The organism is Streptomyces sp. NPDC001513, from assembly GCF_042894695.1.
Lineage (GTDB): Bacteria > Actinomycetota > Actinomycetes > Streptomycetales > Streptomycetaceae > Streptomyces.
Genome location: NZ_JBIAVU010000014.1, coordinates 1 through 14,922, shown reverse-complemented (window position 1 = coordinate 14,922; position 14,922 = coordinate 1). Strand labels below are relative to the sequence as shown.

Sequence of the window (14,922 nt, the reverse complement as noted above, 5' to 3'; positions counted from 1 at the left end):
CCCCCGGCTCGGTCTGGGCATGTGGCAGATCCCGGACGGTGACGCCGAGTCCCTCGTGGGCACCGCACTGGAGGCCGGCTATCGCGGCATCGACACCGCCACGAGCTACCGCAACGAACGCGGCGTCGGCGCCGCCGTGGCCGCGTCCGGCATTCCGCGCGACGAGATGGTCGTCACGACCAAGCTCTGGAACAGCGACCACGGTACCGACGAGGCGCTGCGGGCCTTCGACGCCAGCCTCGAACGGCTCGGCATGGACCGGGTCGACATCTACCTCATCCACTGGCCGCTTCCGCTGCGGGACCGGTACCTGGAGACCTGGCGTGTCCTGGAGAAGCTCCACGCCGAGGGACGGATACGCGCGATCGGCGTCTCCAACTTCACCGCCGGCCAGCTCCGCCGGCTCATGGACTGCTGCGACATGGTCCCCGCCGTCAATCAGGTCGAGCTCCACCCCGGCTTCCAGCAGGCGCAGCTGCGCGAGTTCCATGCCGCGCACGGCATCGCCACACAGGCGTGGAGCCCGCTCGGTTCAGGGCAGGGCCTTCTCGACCTGCCGGTACTGGGCGAGATCGCCCGGGCGCACGGCCGCTCGCCGGCACAGGTGGTGATCCGCTGGCATCTGCAACTCGGCAACCTCGTGATCCCCAGATCGTCCGCAGTCGCCAGGATCAGGGAAAACTTCGACGTCTTCGACTTTTCCCTGAACGAACACGAGATGGCCAGGATCGCGTCGCTCGACACCGGTCAGCGGCAAGGACCCGATCCCGACACCTTCGACTACGGGTAGAGGCCGCCGTTCGGCGGCGGACGAAGGGCAAGAGCGCTGTCACGGCGCGCACGCGGCGGCTCACGGCGGTAGTACCGGCTGTGAGCCGCCGCGTGGCGAGGGCTGCGCAGATCAGACGAGTCACAGAGGAAAAAGACGATGATGTATGAGCACGTGAAGCGGCTGTCCGGACCGATGCTGCGTGCCGCGGTACGACTCGAAGCCGTGGGCCTGGAAAATGTGCCGCGGTCGAACGGCGTCATACTCGCGTCCAACCACCTGTCCATCGTGGACTCCACATTCCTGCCGCTGGTGCTGGATCGGCAGGTGACCTTCATGGCGAAGTCGGAATACTTTGCGGGAGGCCCCTGGCCGATGCGGATCATCTCGTCCTTCATGCAGGGCAGCGGGCAGGTTCCGGTCGACCGCGAGAACCAACGGGCTGCCGTGGCCTCGCTCGACGCCTGTCTTCGGGTGGTGAAGGACGGCGGCATCTTCTGCATCTACCCCGAGGGCACACGCTCCCCGGACGGCCGGCTCTACCGGGCCAAAACAGGCGTGGCATGGCTGGCTCTCACATCCGGCGCGCCGGTGGTGCCGGTGGCCATGAGCGGCACCGACCGCGTCCTGCCGCCCAGGCGCGCGCTTCCGCGTCCGGCCAAGGTCAAGGTCACCTTCGGCAAGCCCGTCGACCTCTCCGCGTACGAGGGCTCCGCCGGTGACGCCCGTGCCCGCAGGGCCGTCTCCGACCTGATCACGCAGCGCATCGCAGAGCTCTCCCGCCAGGAGTACGTGCCCGTTTACGCGGCGAAGGTAAAGGAGCAGGGCTGACCTGTACGGCAAAGGGCCCGCGTGCCGTGAGGCCGCGGGCCCTTCGCCGTACGTCAGTCGGGGATTCCGCCGTCGACGTGCAGTACGTGTCCGGTGATGTATGAGGAGCGGGGCGACGCGAGGAACGCCACGGCCTCCGCCACCTCCTGCGGGGTCCCCAGTCTCCCGACCGGGATCTTCTTCACCGTGTTGTCGCGAACCGCCTCGCTCACCGAGTCGGTCATGTCCGTCGCGATGAATCCGGGCGCCACGACGTTGGCGCGCACGCCGAACCGGCCGACCTCCTTCGCCAGCGACTTGGTGAATCCGATGATCCCGGCCTTTGACGCGGCGTAGTTCGTCTGCGCCGCGTTGCCGTACACGCCCGTCACCGAGGAGATGGTGACGATGCTGCCGGTACCCCGCTTCATGAACTCGAAGATCGCCGCGCGGCACACGTTGTAGGTACCCGTCAGGTTCGTCTGGATGACGGTGTTCCAGTCGTCCGCATGCATCCTCAGCAGCGGCGCGTCACGGATGACCCCGGCGTTGGAAACCAGGACGTCGATGGGCCCCAGGGTTTCCTCGGTCTGCGTCAGGTACGCGCGTACCGCCGCCTCATCGGCCACGTCGACCCGGGCGGCCAACACCCGGACGCCGTGCGCCCGGGCAAGGCTCTCGATCTCCTCGGCCGCGTTCGACGCCGTCTGGAAGCAGTAGCTGACGTGGTAGCCGTCAGCCAGCAGCCGTTCCACCACGGCCCGTCCGATGCCTCGGGACCCGCCGGTGACGACGGCGACACGGGTGGTGTCTTCAGCCATGGTTCAGGCGCTTTCGAGCTTGGTCGCGAGCAGGCTGTAGGTGCTCCGCAGGGAGCGGACCTCCTGCATGTGCTCCTCCCCGATCTTGACCTGGTACTTGCGCTCCAGGGAGACCAGGATCTCCAGCGCCAGCAGGGAGTCCATGTCCAGTTCTTCGACGAAGTCGGCGTCGTCGGTCACCTCGGCGGTGTCGATGTCGAGGATGTTCGCGATCGTCTCGCGGAGGTCCTCGAGGTCCAGTGCGACGGACTGCTGCACCATGTCGTCTCTCTTTCTCATATCGTGTGCTACGTGATGGGGTGCCGCGCGACGGGATGTTCGGGCGGTCCGCCCTGCGGCGCGAAGGGCGGTGCGCCCTCGGCTTTCAGCCGGCCTGTGGTGGTCGGTCGGGCAGCGGCTTGGTGGTCGTCATGGCGATGGCGACGTTGCCTTCCCTGGCCGCGGTGACCACCAGCCGGGCTCGTCCGCCACCGGACCGGACGCCCTCGGCGAGCAGTGCCACGGCCTCCAGTGACCCGGCGCGCGGTACGTCCGTCGCCGGGGGCACGTCAGGTCCCCTCCGGCCGCGGACCGCGGCCGAGACGGCCCGTGCGACCGGCGATCCGTCCGCCACCAGGCGGACGTCGATCGCGTCGGCACCGTCGAGCCCCGCCGTAACGGCGTCGAGGGCCGAGACCACGATCCGCTCCGCCCGCTCGCGGCCTGCGGCCGTCGACAGCGCACGCGGCGGCAGGAACAGCAGGCACGACCGCAACAGCGTCGTCCCCGGCCCGGCCGATGCGCGAGGGCGCAGTACCAGGACGGCGGCGCCGGTTTCGGGCAGCGCATCCGCCGCATAGGGATCGGGCGCCTCGGTCGCGCCGGCGAGTACGACCTCCGCCCGCCCGCCCGCCACTTCGTGGGCGGCCAGGTGCAGCGCCTCCACGCCGGCCACCCGTGGTGAGGTGACCGTCAGGTTGAAGCCCTTGAGCAGGTGCTCGGTGGAGAGCCGGGCGCCGACCAGATTCACCGAGAAGAAGGGCGCCGTCATGGGGCTGACGAAGTCAGCCCCCTCGGTCCGAGTCGTCCGGTCGATGACGGAGTGCAACTCCGCCACGGCGCTGTTCGTCCCGACCACGGCGCCGCGCCGCTCCTCGGGACACGGCTCCAGCAGACCGTCGCTGCCCGCAACCGCCGCCCTGGCCGCTGCCAGCAGGTACTGGCACGCCTCGGGCAGGTATTTGTAGCCGCGCGGACCCAACTGCGATCTGTGGTCGAACCAGGCCTCACCGGGCTCGACGCCGACGGGCGGCACGGTGACCCCGACGCCGCTGACCGCCGCCTCGGCGACCTGGGGTCGCGCGATCACGGGACTCCTCCGTCGAGCACGAGCGACACGTTGCTGCCTCCGAAGGCATAGGAATTGATCAGCACACCCGGTCGGGGCAGCGGCGTCGGGCCGCCCTGCGGGAGCCACACGTCGCACGCCGGGTCCTGCCGTGCCAGGGCGATGTTCGGCGGCACCTGCCCGTGCCGCAGGACGAGGGCCGCGGAGAGCGCGCTGAAGGCGGCCGCGGCACCGGCTGTGTGCCCGATGTAGGCCTTGAGGCTGAACAGCGGCGTGGAATCGCACCGCGGCCCCAGCACTTCGCGCAGGGTCTCCGACTCCAGCAGGTCGTTCTGCTGGGTCCCGGTGCCGTGCGGGATCACGCAGCCGATCGCCTCGGGCCCGCACCCCGCGTCCCGCAGCGCCTCCCGCGCCGCACGCACCAACTGGCGGCGGCCCGGGTCGGGCGCGGTGGTGTGGTAGGCGTCGCAACTCCATGCGGTGCCGGACAGCCTGCCGTAGGTACGGCGGCGCGCCGCCGCCTGAGCGGACTGCACGACGAGCATGGCCGCGCCCTCGCCGAAGACGGTCCCCTTGCGGTCGGCTTCGAAGGGGCGGCAGCCGTCCGGATCGATCGCCCCCAGCCGGTTGAAGGCGGCGATCGGCACACCGGCGCTTCCTTCGGCCCCGCCGACGAGCACGGTCTCCGCCTCACCGCGCCGGATGATGTCCATCGCGACGCTCAGGGCGTAGCCGCTGGCGGCGCAGGCGTTGCTCACGCTGATGTTCGCCCCGAAGGAGCCCAGCGCATTGCCGACAGCCGAGGCGACGGAGAAGGACGGCGTCCATACCGCGTCGTCGGGCACACCCGCGCGGAAGGCGTCCTCACGTTCCTCGCACATCCCTATGGCCGTGGCGATGACCACGGCCATGCCGGCGACCTCTTCGTCGGTCAGGCCCGCGTCCACGACCGCCTGGCGGGCGGCGTGCACGGCGAACCTCGAGGCCCGGCCCCAGGTGGCGTCGTCCTCGGCGTGCACCGATGCGTCCGTGGCGAGCGGGACCTGGTAGGCGAGGGGAGCGCGGACCTGTCCGGTCAGCGACTCCACGGGCGTGGGGCTGCTCCGGCCGGCCTGCAGGCCCTTCCAGAAGGCCTCGGGGCCGTCGCCGAGACAGCTGATGGCACCGAGGCCGGTGACGAAGACCTCCATGTCCGTCAGCCTCCCGCGGTCGCTTCGGCGGCGGGCGTGCTCCTGGGGGCGTACCGGTGCACGTAGTCAAGACCGGCGAGCGTGTGCACCTGTTCCATGACGGAGTCGGTGACCGACCGGCGGACCTTGTAATCGCCCTCGCGCCCGGCGAACTCGGGGAAGGTCATGGGCAAACCGAAGTGCATGTCGAACCGGGTGACCCGCCACATCAGCCTGCCCAGCGGCTGCACGCGGTCGGTTCCGGCCAGCCCGCAGGGGATCACCGGTGCGCCGGTGGCGAGCGCCAGCCAGCCCACCCCGGCACGGCCGCGGTAGACGCGCCCGTCGGGGGAGCGGGTGCCCTCGGGGTGGATCCCGAAGATGCGTCCTTCACGCAGCACCTCTTCGGCGCGCTTGAGGGCGTCCACACCGCCCGCTCCGCCGTCACGCTTCACCGGGACGAAGCCGAGGGTGAAGAGGAGCTTTGCGCGCAGCCGGTCCTGCAGCCCCGTGCCGTCGAGCCGCTCGGCCTTCCCGATGAACCAGACGGGTCGGTTGGCCATGAGGGAGATCAGGACGTGGTCGCAGAAGGAGAGATGATTGGCCGCGATGATGCAGGGACCGGAGGCCGGGATGTTCCCAAGGCCGCTGATGCGCGGCCGGAACACCAGGCGCAGGAGCAGGGCGAGTACGGCCCTCAACATCGAACGGAACATCGGTCCCCTCTGAGTCTTGTGCTGCGTCGTGCCGTGAAGGATGCGTCGTGCCGGGGCGGGGTCAGTCGGCCGCCGTTGCCGTACCGGAGGCGGACCCGGCGACCGCGTTCGGTCGCGTCTCGCTGGGGCTCCACCCCGGGGGGCCGAAGACGTAGCCGAGGCGGTGGCGCCAGGTGCGCGCCTGACGGACGTCCCGGATCATGTTGGCGAACTCGTGCACCTGGATCTTCCAGATGTTGTACGTGTCGATCTGCTTCGTCAGCCCATAGGTGGGTCGTCCCAGTTCGGGCTGGAAGGTGCCGAACATCCGGTCCCAGATGATCAGGATGCTGGAGAAGTTCTTGTCGAGGTACTCCGGCTCGATGCCGTGGTGGACGCGGTGGTGCGACGGCGTCACCAGGAGGAACTCGAGCGGCCTGGGGAGCTTGCCGATCTTCTCGGTGTGGGCGAAGAGCCCGTAGAGGAGGTGGACGGACTGCGTGGCGAAGACGAGCGCCGGGTGCACCCCGAGCAGCGGTACCGGCAGCCAGATCATCTTCTCGAACCACTGCGCCCACTTACGGCGCAGTGCCGTGGAGAGGTTGAAGTACCGGCTGGAGTGGTGGACCTGGTGCCCCGCCCAGATCAACCGGACTGCGTGGGACGCCCGGTGGTTCCAGTAGAGGAGGAAGTCCACCCCGAAGAACAGCACCACCCAGGTGCCCCAGAAGGACGGCGACAGGTGCCAGGGCGCCACGTACTCGTAGACCGGCACGTACAGCCCGAGTGCCACGGCGCGCATGAGGGTGGACCACCCCAGCGCTCCCAGTCCGGTCGTGATGCTGGCGGCGTGGTCCTTGAGGTCGTAGCCGGTCAGTTCCTCGTCGTCGCTGAACCTGATGGCCACCAGTTCGATCGCGATCAGCAGCGCCACTGCCGGTATGGAATACACGGCCGGGTCGTGCAATCGCTCCACTATTTGGTCGAACATCGCCATCCCTTCAATCGCCTGGCACCGCGCGGATAAACCCTGTGAAGCGGCTCCTCAGCCATATTTGCACAACGACCTTAAACCACTCCTACTCGCTGTGCTGGCGTGCTGCTAAACCCTCACTTAAGACTGGATGCCGTGGGGCCTTGTTCTCGTTTCCCGGTGGGGCGACTGGCCGTAAGCTCTCGCCAGGCAAGGGCCCAGCCGCTCTCCCATCACAGATAATCGTCCGGGCATTGCTCGTCGCGCGTCGACTCACAATGTCGTTGCGACTCCTCTTCGATAACTCGTGCAGCGGGAGAACCGTCATGAATGAAACAGCAGGAATCGAGCAGCAGAACGACGGAAGGGCCGGCTACGGCGGCCTTGGAAATGCAGCCCGCCTTCGCGCTCTCCTCGAAGGCCCGGGTGTGGTGCGGATCGTTGGCGCCCACAATCCGCTGGGCGCACGTCTCGCCGAACAGGCCGGTTTCGACGGCGTCTGGTCGAGCGGTCTGGAGATCTCGGCATCGCAGGGCGTACCGGACACCGACATCCTCACGATGAGCGAACTGCTTTCGGTGGCCGGGGCCATGGCGGCGACCGTCAACACCCCCGTCATCGCCGACGCCGACGCCGGCTACGGCAACGCGCACAACGTGATGAACATGGTCCGCCGTTACGAGGCGGCCGGCATCGCCGGCATATCGATCGAGGACAAGCGCTTCCCGAAGGTCAACAGCTTCATCCCCGGCCGACAAGAGCTCGCCCCCATTGGCGAGTTCTGCGGCAAGCTGGCCGCGGCCAAGGAAGCCCAGCGCGACCCGGACTTCGTGGTGATCGCCCGGATCGAGGCGCTCATCGCCGGGCAGGGCATGGACGAAGCGCTGCGGCGCGGTGAGGCATACGTCCGGGCCGGCGCCGACGCGGTGCTGATCCATGCGAAGAGCGACTCGCCGGAGCCGGTGCTGGAATTCCTCGACTCGTGGCAGCAGCCGACGCCCGTGGTGGTCGTGCCGACCACCTACCACACCATCACGGCCGACGAACTCGGCGCTGCGGGGGCCAAGATGGTCATCTACGCCAACCACGGCCTGCGCGCCGGGATCACCGCAGTCAGCAACACCTTCAGGACCATTCTCAAGGACGGCCGCACCACTGGGCTCGAGGAGCGGATCGCACCGCTCGCCACCGTCTTCGAGCTGCAGGGCATGAGTGAGCAGAAGCGGAACGAGGCCCGCTTCATCGCCGCCTATGAATCCGGGCACGAGGAGGACCTCACGCCGGTCGGCTCCGAGCGGGCGGCGCAGCGATGAGCGCACCCACCGTTCTCGGCCTCGACGCGACGACCGTGGTCGACCTGGTGCGCGAGCGTGGATTCGGGCCGTTCACCGGGGTGCCCTGCTCGTACCTGGGACCGGTCATCAGCTGTCTTCAGGACCGGTATCCGCAGGAGTACCTCATCGCCGCGAACGAGGGCGAGGCGGTGGCGGTGGCCGCCGGTGCGCGGCTCGCCGGGCGCACGCCGGTGGTGATCCTGCAGAATTCCGGACTCGGCAACGCCGTCAACCCGCTGACCTCGCTGTGCCACACGCTTCGGCTCCCGGTCCTGCTCTTCGTCACCTGGCGCGGCCGGCCTGGCTCCCCGGACGAGCCGCAGCACGAGCTGATGGGCGAGATCACCCCTCAGATGCTGACGGCCATGCGGATCAGGAACGAGATCCTCCCCGACGAACCCGCATTGCTGGCGGCACGGCTCGACGAGGCCAAGGCCCATATGGAGGCCACCGGGCTGCCCTTCGCCTTCGTCGTTCCCAAGGGATCCGTCGCCCCGTACGCCGCCTCCCCACCGCCCCGTGAGCGCGGCGGCCTGATGCTGCGCGCCGAGGCGATCAGTCGTGTCGTACAGAGCATGGACCCGGCCAGCTGCCTGGTCGCCACCACCGGCAAGACGGCCCGGGAGCTGGAGCGGGACTGGGATCGCGCGCGGAACCTGTACGTGGTCGGTTCGATGGGCTGCGCCTCCAGCGTCGCCCTCGGGGTGGCGCTGCACGCCAGGGACCGCAACGTGGTGGTGCTCGACGGCGACGGCGCGGCGCTCATGCGACTGGAGGCCATGGCTGCCATCGGTCGTCTGGCGCCGCCCAACCTGTTGCACATCCTGCTCGACAACGAGTCCTACGAGTCCACCGGTGGGCAGCCCACCGCCTCCGCCGGCGTTGACTTCGGCGCGATCGCGCGGGCCTGCGGCTATCGAGCAGCCCATGACGTGACAAAGGCCGTCGAACTCACCGCCGCGGTGGCGGCCGCCCAGGGCGCCGGCGGCCCCCAGCTGATCCGGGTGCGGATCGCCTCCGGATCCGATCCGCGGCTCGGCCGTCCGGCCCTGTCCCCGCCCGCTTCGGCGACCCGGTTCATGGAGGCGATCTCCGCATGACATTCGGCATCGCGGAGGGCCTGAGCGTGCACTCCGAAGAAGGCCTCGGCGTCGGCCCCGACGGACAGGCGCGCAGGCTGGTCCTGATGAACCCCGGTCCGGTGATGACCGACGAGCGGGTCCGTTCCGCGCTCGCCGGACCCGACATGTGTCACCGGGAACCGGAGTTCTCCCGGCTGCTGACCCGGGTACGGCGCAAGACGACCGCGATCTGCGGGGGAGGCGACGACCACACGGCCGTGGTACTCACCGGCTCCGGAACCAGCGCGGTGGAGGCGGTGATCAGCTCCACCGTCCCCGAGGCGGGCGGGCTGCTGGTCATCGACAACGGCCACTACGGCGAGCGGCTGCACCACATCGCGAGGGCGCACGCCGTCCGGACCCACCGCTGGGAACTCGGTTGGGGTACACCGGTGGACCTCGACGCGCTCGACCGGCTACTGGCCGCGGATCCCGGGCTGACACACGTAGGCGTAGTGCACCACGAGACGAGCACCGGCATGCTCAACGACGTGGCCGCGGTGACCACGATCGCCCACGCGCACGGGCGCGAGGTCGTCGTGGACGCGGTCAGCAGTGTTGGAGCCGAGGCCCTCTCCCTGCACGACGACGCACCCGACTGGCTCGCCGGCTCGTCCAACAAGTGCCTCGAAGGAGCACCCGGTCTGAGCTTCGTCGCGGCCCGGAAAACTGCCTTCGAAGCGCTGGGCAGCAGGCCGCGCCGCACCTACTACCTGGACCTGCACAGGCACTACCGGGCACAGGAAGAGGCAGCCGCTCCCGCCTTCACACCCGGCATCCCGGCCTTCTACGCCTTCGATGCCGCACTCGACCTCGCGCTGGCGGAGGGCCGTGAAGCCCGCCTGGCCCGCTACACGCGGCTTGCGCAGCGGCTGCGCAGCGGCCTGGAGGAGATGGGCATGGAGATCCTCCTGCCGCCGGAGCACAGGGCCGCCGCGCTCACCGCCGTCCGCATCCCGCAGGCGCTCACCTACACCGCACTCCATGAAGGGCTGCGACGGGACGGCTTCGTCATCTACAGCGCCCAGGAGCAATTGGCGCAGGAGTTCTTCCGACTGTCGACCATGGGATGCATGACTTCCGGGGAGATCGACTCCTTCCTCTCCGCCCTTGACCGCCTGATGACAGAACGCCATCGCTGACATCCGGTCGTTCCCTCGGCGGACGATCGCATCCACGAAGAGAGGTACCCGGTGACCGCCGCCCAAGCAGCTGCCTCCGAGCAGCCCGCGCCGCCTTTCAAACTCGCGCTGGTCGGAGGCGGGCCACGCGCCACCTACCTCCTGGAAAGGCTGTCGGCGACCATTGGCCGGCTGGATGCGGGACGGAGGCTGGAGGTGCACGTCTTCGAGCGCTCCGGTGCGTTCGGCGCGGGCCAGGCCCACGACCCCGCTCAGGCACGGACCAGCTATCTCAACCGCATCGCCTGCCAGGTCGGGTTCGCGGCGGACGAGAGCGTCGTCGGCGCCGGCCCGCTTCGGCAGGCGGCGGAGCGTCCCACGCTGTACGAGTGGTGCCGCCGCCAGTTCGCCCGCACCGGGGAGCCGGACTTCGCCATCGGCCCGGGAGACTGGCCCAAGCGCTACGTCCACGGGTTGGCCCTGCGCGACATGTTCGACACCTTCGCCGAAGAGCTGCGTGCGCACCCGGCGGTAGAGGTGCAGCTCCACACCGCCGAAGTGGTCGATGTGCGCCCGTCGGACGACTGCCTCCGCGTGATCACCGGCGAGGGGGCGGCGGTCCACCCGGCGGACGCGGTGGTGCTGCTGACCGGCCACACCAGCCACGACCCGCGGCGGGTGCCCGCTTCCAGGCAGCTGGCGGAGTTCGCCGAACGCACCGGCGCGCAGTACGTACCGCAGCCGTATCCCCTCGACGTCGCGCTCGACGTCGGGCACTGCGGCCCCGGTACGGTCGTCGGATGCGCCGGCATGGGTCTCACCGCGATCGACGCGATCCTCTATCTCACCGAGGGCCGCGGCGGCACGTTCCACAACGACCCGGTGGACGGGCTGGTCTACCGGCCCAGCGGCAACGAGCCGGCCTCCATCGTCGCCTTCAGCGGTGCAGGGCTGTTCACCTTCGCGAGGCCCGACAACCACAAGGAGCGGGACGGCGGCCCCGGAGACCACACCGGACGGTTCTTCACCACCGACGCCATCGATCGACTGCGGGCCAATGTAGGCCGACCGGTCGCGCACGGTTCGGGCAAGCAGCTCCAACTCGACTTCGACCAGGACGTCCTGCCACTGGCCGTCCTGGAGATGGCACATCTCCACTACGCCGCCCTGTTCGGCCCTGCCTCGGACTCGTTCCTGACACGCGGGGCCGCGGTGTGCGCCGAGGCCTTCGTCACCGGGCCTCGCGAGGCGAACGAGGACCCCGAGCAACTCGTGGGACCGGTCGACGAGGCCGTCGGCGAGGTGGGGGCCCTCCTGGCGGAGGTGCTGCAGGGCACCGTCCCGGTACCGGCCGCGCAGGCGCGCGCGGGCTGGCCGGTCCGCGAGGTGCTGCTCCACTGGGTGGAGACGGTGTACGGCCCCTCCGTGGCATGCGAAATGGCACACCGGCTCGACCGCGGACTGCCGCCGGGCCCTGCGCTCGAAGGAAGCGACTCTCCGTGGGGGCTCGAGACCTCCCCGGGGGGGAACCGGTTCAGTTGGTGGCGCACCGTCTCCCCGGTCGAACCGCAGGGGACCGCCGCCGACCAGCGGAACGCGGTGCTGCGTTTCATGGAGCACGACGGACTCTGGGCGCAACACGGGAACGTGCGCAACCCGCACAAGGCAGCCGCGGACGGCGTGTGGCGTGACCTCAGGTCCGTCATCTCCTACGCCGTCGACGACGCCGGACTCGTTCCACGGTCCCAGCGCAGATTCCTGGACCGCTATGTGCGCCACCACAACAGGCTGGCCAACGGGGCCGCCGCCGAGATCATGGACAAGGTCACCGCGCTCATCCGGCACGGCCTAGTCGACGTCTCCACGGGCCCCGGTGCTCGTATTCGACTGGACGAGGAGCACGGGCGCCTGAGGGTCGAGGGGCCCCGAACGGGGACCTCCCGCGAGCTCGACGTCCTTGTGGAGGCCCGGATCCACCCGTTCGATCCGCGGTTGGACGCCCTGCCCCTGTACCGCAGCCTCCTGGAGCGCGGGGTGGTTCGGCTGTGGATCAACAAGTCCGAGGATGGTGACACCTTCGTGCCGGGCGGGCTGGACCTGACCCCGCAGGGGCATCCGGTGCGTGCCGACGGCAGCGTTGATCCGCGTGTCACGGTGCTGGGCGTGCCGTCCGAGGGAGCGCGGTCATTCCTGCTTTCGGCGCTGCGGCCCAATGCGGACCACTACGTGATGCACGACATCATGGCCTGGCTGGAGGGGTTCTGGGCGACGGTCGCCCCTCGATCGGCGAGGGAGCACCCGTCGCCTCAGCCACAGTTCGACGACGCAAGGCCACGGGCGGAAGCGGCTCGCTGAGCTGCCCCCGGTGTCGCCGGGCCCGGAAGACGCTGTCGGTACGCGGGTGCAGCGATCTGCCGGCCGTTCTCGGGCCCCGGCTTGAAGTCGGGGCCCGAGAACGCCGGCCGCCGAGCCGCGGTCAGGGGTTCCTTCGCGTGCGAAGGAACCCCTGACCGCTCTTGCGGCCCAAATGGCCGCCGGCCACCAACTGCTCCAGTGCGGCCGGCGGCGTGTAGCAGGGCACGGGGAACTCGTCGCTCAGCCGCCTGAGGATGGCCAACGAGACGTCGAGGCCGATGGTGTCCAGCAGCTTGAACGGACCCATCGGATACCCGAAGCCGTCCTCCACCGCCGCATCCAGCTCCTGTGGGTGCACGTCAGCGCGGTCCAACAGCCGTATCGCGTCGGCGAGATAGGGGAAGAGCAGGTAGTTCACGATGAACCCTGCCCGGTCCCCGCACGGGACGGCCGTCTTGCCGAGCCTGGCGCAGAAGGCGTTCGCGGTGCTCAGGGCTTGATCGCTGGTGCGCGGCGCGCGCACCACCTCGACCAGCCTCATCACCGGGGCGGGATTGAAGAAGTGCAGTCCCAGCACGTCGTGGTCGCGCCCGGAGGCCTCGGCGCAGGCTGCGACGGAGAGACTGGAGGTGGTGGTCGCCAGCAGCGCCCCCGGGCGGCACACGCCCCCCAGCGTCGCGAACACCGCGCGCTTCACCTCGAGTTCCTCCGCCGTCGCCTCGATCACCACGTCGCAGTCGGCGATGGCCGCGAAGTCGTCCGCCGCGGTGAGCAGGGCCCGCACGGACGCCATCGCTTCCGGCGTCCGCCTGCCCCTGGCCACCGACTTCGCCAGCGAGGACTCGACCGCGGCCAGCGCGAGATCCGCCTTGGCCCGGTCCCTGGCGACCAAAACCGTCGGCAGGCCGGCGGAGGCGGTCACCTCGGCAATGCCCCGTGCCATCGTCCCCGAGCCGATCACGCCAACCGTCCGGACGGCGCGGCCCGCCGGTGCGCTCGTCACGGAGTGCCGGATGTCCTCAGGTCGTCCGAGCGCGTCGTAGGTGTAGAAGCCCTGCCCGCCCGCTCGCCCCTCCAACCCGGCCTCGACCATCGTGGTGAGCAGCGGCGCAGGGCGGTACACGGCGTTGCCGGTGCTCGCGTGCAGGGCGAGCAGCTTCGCGTGGATGGTGCCCAGGCCCATCCGGTCCACGGTCTCCAGCGGCCCGGCCGGAAGCCCGCAGCCCAGGCGCATGGCCGTGTCCACGGACCTCTGGTCGGCGTAGCCGGCCTCGACCATGGCGACTGCACGGTTGAGGTACGCGTAGACCAGCGGGGTGGCGTCTTCGCCGACGCGTGCGCCGAGCGACTTGACGGCCAGACCGCTGTCGGCCACCACCGCGTCGAGCGCCGCAATGGCGTCATCACAACTCATTGCCGTCCCGACCGGCTCGACGGCGCTTCCGGGAGCCGGCGGGCGCACGAACCGTAGTCCCAGCGTCCTGGCCGGGCGTCCCGAGGCGATCGCGAGCCCGGCCAGCGCGACCGACGACGCGGTACTGACGAGCACGGTGCGATCAGGGCACACGCTGTCGAGGCGCCGCAGCACGTCGATCTTCACCGACTGCTCGTCGGGTACCGCCTCGATGACCAGCATGGCTGCGCCCAGCGCGGCCACCTCATCGGTCAGCGTCCAACTGCCCTGACCGTCTCCGCTCTCCGTACCGCTTTCGGCGTCCGCCGCCTTCATCCGCTGATCGACACGGGCCAGCACGTCGAGTTCGCTGTCCACCCCGATGACGTCGTACCCCGCGGACCGCACCATGGCCAGCAGGGCTTCCCCCACCGTGCCGAGGCCGACGATCCCCACTACCGATGACTTCTTCGCCATGACTTCGTCACTCTCCTCCGGAACGTTCGGTACCGGCGTTCTCAGTTCGCGGGCATACGGAAGCGGTTGATCGCGTCGAGGTGCTTGGCGCGCATCTCGTGGTCGCGGACGCCGAGGCCCTCCTCCGGCGCGAGGGCGAGGACGCCGACCTTGCCCTGGTGGAGGTTGCGGTGGACCTCGTAGGCGGCCTGGCCGGTCTCCTCCAGGGAGTAGACCTTCGACAGGGTGGGGTGGATCTTGCCCTTGGAGATCAGGCGGTTGGCCTCCCACGCCTCGCGGTAGTTCGCGAAGTGCGAGCCGATGATGCGCTTGAGCGACATCCACAGGTAGCGGTTGTCGTACTCGTGCATGTAGCCCGAGGTCGAGGCGCAGGTGGTGATGGTGCCGCCCTTGCGGGTGACGTACACCGAGGCGCCGAAGGTCTCGCGGCCGGGGTGCTCGAAGACGATGTCGATGTCCTCACCGCCGGTCAGCTCGCGGATGCGCTTGCCGAAGCGCTTCCACTCCTTCGGGTCCTGGGTGTGCTCGTCCTTCCAGAACTTGTAGCCCTCGGCGTT

At 69.6% G+C, this 14,922-nt stretch carries 14 protein-coding genes; 6 read left to right on the top strand and 8 right to left on the bottom strand.

All coding sequences use genetic code 11. From position 1 onward, the window contains the following. Positions 1-19 precede the first annotated feature (19 nt). The gene (locus tag ACFYZ4_RS28740; protein WP_351286451.1) at positions 20-790 is read left to right on the top strand and encodes an aldo/keto reductase; all 771 of its coding nucleotides are present in this window, start codon (positions 20-22) and stop codon (positions 788-790) included. Positions 791-943: 153 nt separating this feature from the next. Further along, positions 944-1,600: a lysophospholipid acyltransferase family protein gene (locus tag ACFYZ4_RS28735; RefSeq protein ID WP_384343611.1), complete on the top strand. Its 657-nt coding sequence runs from the start codon at positions 944-946 to the stop codon at positions 1,598-1,600. Between the two features lie 53 nt (positions 1,601-1,653). On the opposite strand, the gene fabG is transcribed toward ACFYZ4_RS28735, so the two are convergent. The 6 genes from fabG to ACFYZ4_RS28705 form a co-directional block, all read right to left on the bottom strand. Further along, complete coding sequence (gene fabG, locus ACFYZ4_RS28730) at positions 1,654-2,400, bottom strand: 3-oxoacyl-[acyl-carrier-protein] reductase (RefSeq protein ID WP_390785212.1); 747 nt, start codon at positions 2,398-2,400, stop codon at positions 1,654-1,656. A 3-nt stretch (positions 2,401-2,403) separates the two neighbouring features. Next, entirely contained in the window at positions 2,404-2,661 is a 258-nt protein-coding gene (locus ACFYZ4_RS28725; RefSeq protein ID WP_351286175.1) for an acyl carrier protein, read from the bottom strand. A 103-nt stretch (positions 2,662-2,764) separates the two neighbouring features. After that, on the bottom strand, positions 2,765-3,748 hold the full coding sequence (locus ACFYZ4_RS28720) for a beta-ketoacyl synthase N-terminal-like domain-containing protein (protein ID WP_351286174.1): 984 nt from the start codon (positions 3,746-3,748) through the stop codon (positions 2,765-2,767). Further along, the gene (locus tag ACFYZ4_RS28715; RefSeq protein ID WP_351286173.1) at positions 3,745-4,917 is read right to left on the bottom strand and encodes a beta-ketoacyl-[acyl-carrier-protein] synthase family protein; all 1,173 of its coding nucleotides are present in this window, start codon (positions 4,915-4,917) and stop codon (positions 3,745-3,747) included. Before ACFYZ4_RS28715 ends, ACFYZ4_RS28720 begins: the two co-directional genes overlap by 4 nt. Before the next feature lie 5 nt (positions 4,918-4,922). Beyond that, positions 4,923-5,600 (bottom strand): lysophospholipid acyltransferase family protein, encoded by a 678-nt coding sequence (locus ACFYZ4_RS28710; protein WP_351286171.1) that lies wholly within the window; start codon positions 5,598-5,600, stop codon positions 4,923-4,925. A 73-nt stretch (positions 5,601-5,673) separates the two neighbouring features. Continuing rightward, entirely contained in the window at positions 5,674-6,543 is an 870-nt protein-coding gene (locus ACFYZ4_RS28705; RefSeq protein ID WP_390785211.1) for a sterol desaturase family protein, read from the bottom strand. Positions 6,544-6,890: 347 nt separating this feature from the next. On the opposite strand from ACFYZ4_RS28705, the gene ACFYZ4_RS28700 reads away from it, so the two are divergent. From ACFYZ4_RS28700 to ACFYZ4_RS28685, 4 genes are read left to right on the top strand one after another with little or no spacing between them, the layout of a single operon-like run. Next, positions 6,891-7,877 (top strand): isocitrate lyase/phosphoenolpyruvate mutase family protein, encoded by a 987-nt coding sequence (locus ACFYZ4_RS28700; RefSeq protein WP_390785210.1) that lies wholly within the window; start codon positions 6,891-6,893, stop codon positions 7,875-7,877. Further along, positions 7,874-8,998: a phosphonopyruvate decarboxylase gene (gene aepY, locus ACFYZ4_RS28695; protein ID WP_390785209.1), complete on the top strand. Its 1,125-nt coding sequence runs from the start codon at positions 7,874-7,876 to the stop codon at positions 8,996-8,998. Before ACFYZ4_RS28700 ends, aepY begins: the two co-directional genes overlap by 4 nt. Further along, positions 8,995-10,161 carry a pyridoxal-phosphate-dependent aminotransferase family protein gene (locus ACFYZ4_RS28690; protein ID WP_390785208.1) on the top strand — a complete coding sequence of 389 codons (1,167 nt, stop codon included), beginning with the start codon at positions 8,995-8,997 and terminating at the stop codon, positions 10,159-10,161. Before aepY ends, ACFYZ4_RS28690 begins: the two co-directional genes overlap by 4 nt. Before the next feature lie 51 nt (positions 10,162-10,212). Beyond that, a complete protein-coding gene (locus ACFYZ4_RS28685; RefSeq protein WP_390785207.1) occupies positions 10,213-12,495 on the top strand; it encodes an FAD/NAD(P)-binding protein in 2,283 nt (760 codons plus the stop codon). A 121-nt stretch (positions 12,496-12,616) separates the two neighbouring features. On the opposite strand, the gene ACFYZ4_RS28680 is transcribed toward ACFYZ4_RS28685, so the two are convergent. After that, positions 12,617-14,365, bottom strand: coding sequence for a 3-hydroxyacyl-CoA dehydrogenase family protein (locus tag ACFYZ4_RS28680; protein WP_390785206.1), 1,749 nt, complete (start codon positions 14,363-14,365; stop codon positions 12,617-12,619). A 41-nt stretch (positions 14,366-14,406) separates the two neighbouring features. Further along, the coding region (locus ACFYZ4_RS28675; protein WP_390785205.1) for a zinc-binding dehydrogenase at positions 14,407-14,922 on the bottom strand (516 nt) is incomplete at its 5' end.

Bases quoted from the DNA above. Each gene is read 5' to 3' on its own strand.
- ACFYZ4_RS28740 (WP_351286451.1), top strand. From the start codon at position 20: ATGTGGCAGATCCCGGACGGTGACGCCGAGTCCCTCGTGGGCACCGCA.
- fabG (WP_390785212.1), bottom strand. From the start codon at position 2,400: ATGGCTGAAGACACCACCCGTGTCGCCGTCGTCACCGGCGGGTCCCGA.
- ACFYZ4_RS28725 (WP_351286175.1), bottom strand. From the start codon at position 2,661: ATGGTGCAGCAGTCCGTCGCACTGGACCTCGAGGACCTCCGCGAGACG.
- ACFYZ4_RS28715 (WP_351286173.1), bottom strand. From the start codon at position 4,917: ATGGAGGTCTTCGTCACCGGCCTCGGTGCCATCAGCTGTCTCGGCGAC.
- ACFYZ4_RS28710 (WP_351286171.1), bottom strand. From the start codon at position 5,600: ATGTTGAGGGCCGTACTCGCCCTGCTCCTGCGCCTGGTGTTCCGGCCG.
- ACFYZ4_RS28700 (WP_390785210.1), top strand. From the start codon at position 6,891: ATGAATGAAACAGCAGGAATCGAGCAGCAGAACGACGGAAGGGCCGGC.
- aepY (WP_390785209.1), top strand. From the start codon at position 7,874: ATGAGCGCACCCACCGTTCTCGGCCTCGACGCGACGACCGTGGTCGAC.
- ACFYZ4_RS28690 (WP_390785208.1), top strand. From the start codon at position 8,995: ATGACATTCGGCATCGCGGAGGGCCTGAGCGTGCACTCCGAAGAAGGC.
- ACFYZ4_RS28680 (WP_390785206.1), bottom strand. From the start codon at position 14,365: ATGGCGAAGAAGTCATCGGTAGTGGGGATCGTCGGCCTCGGCACGGTG.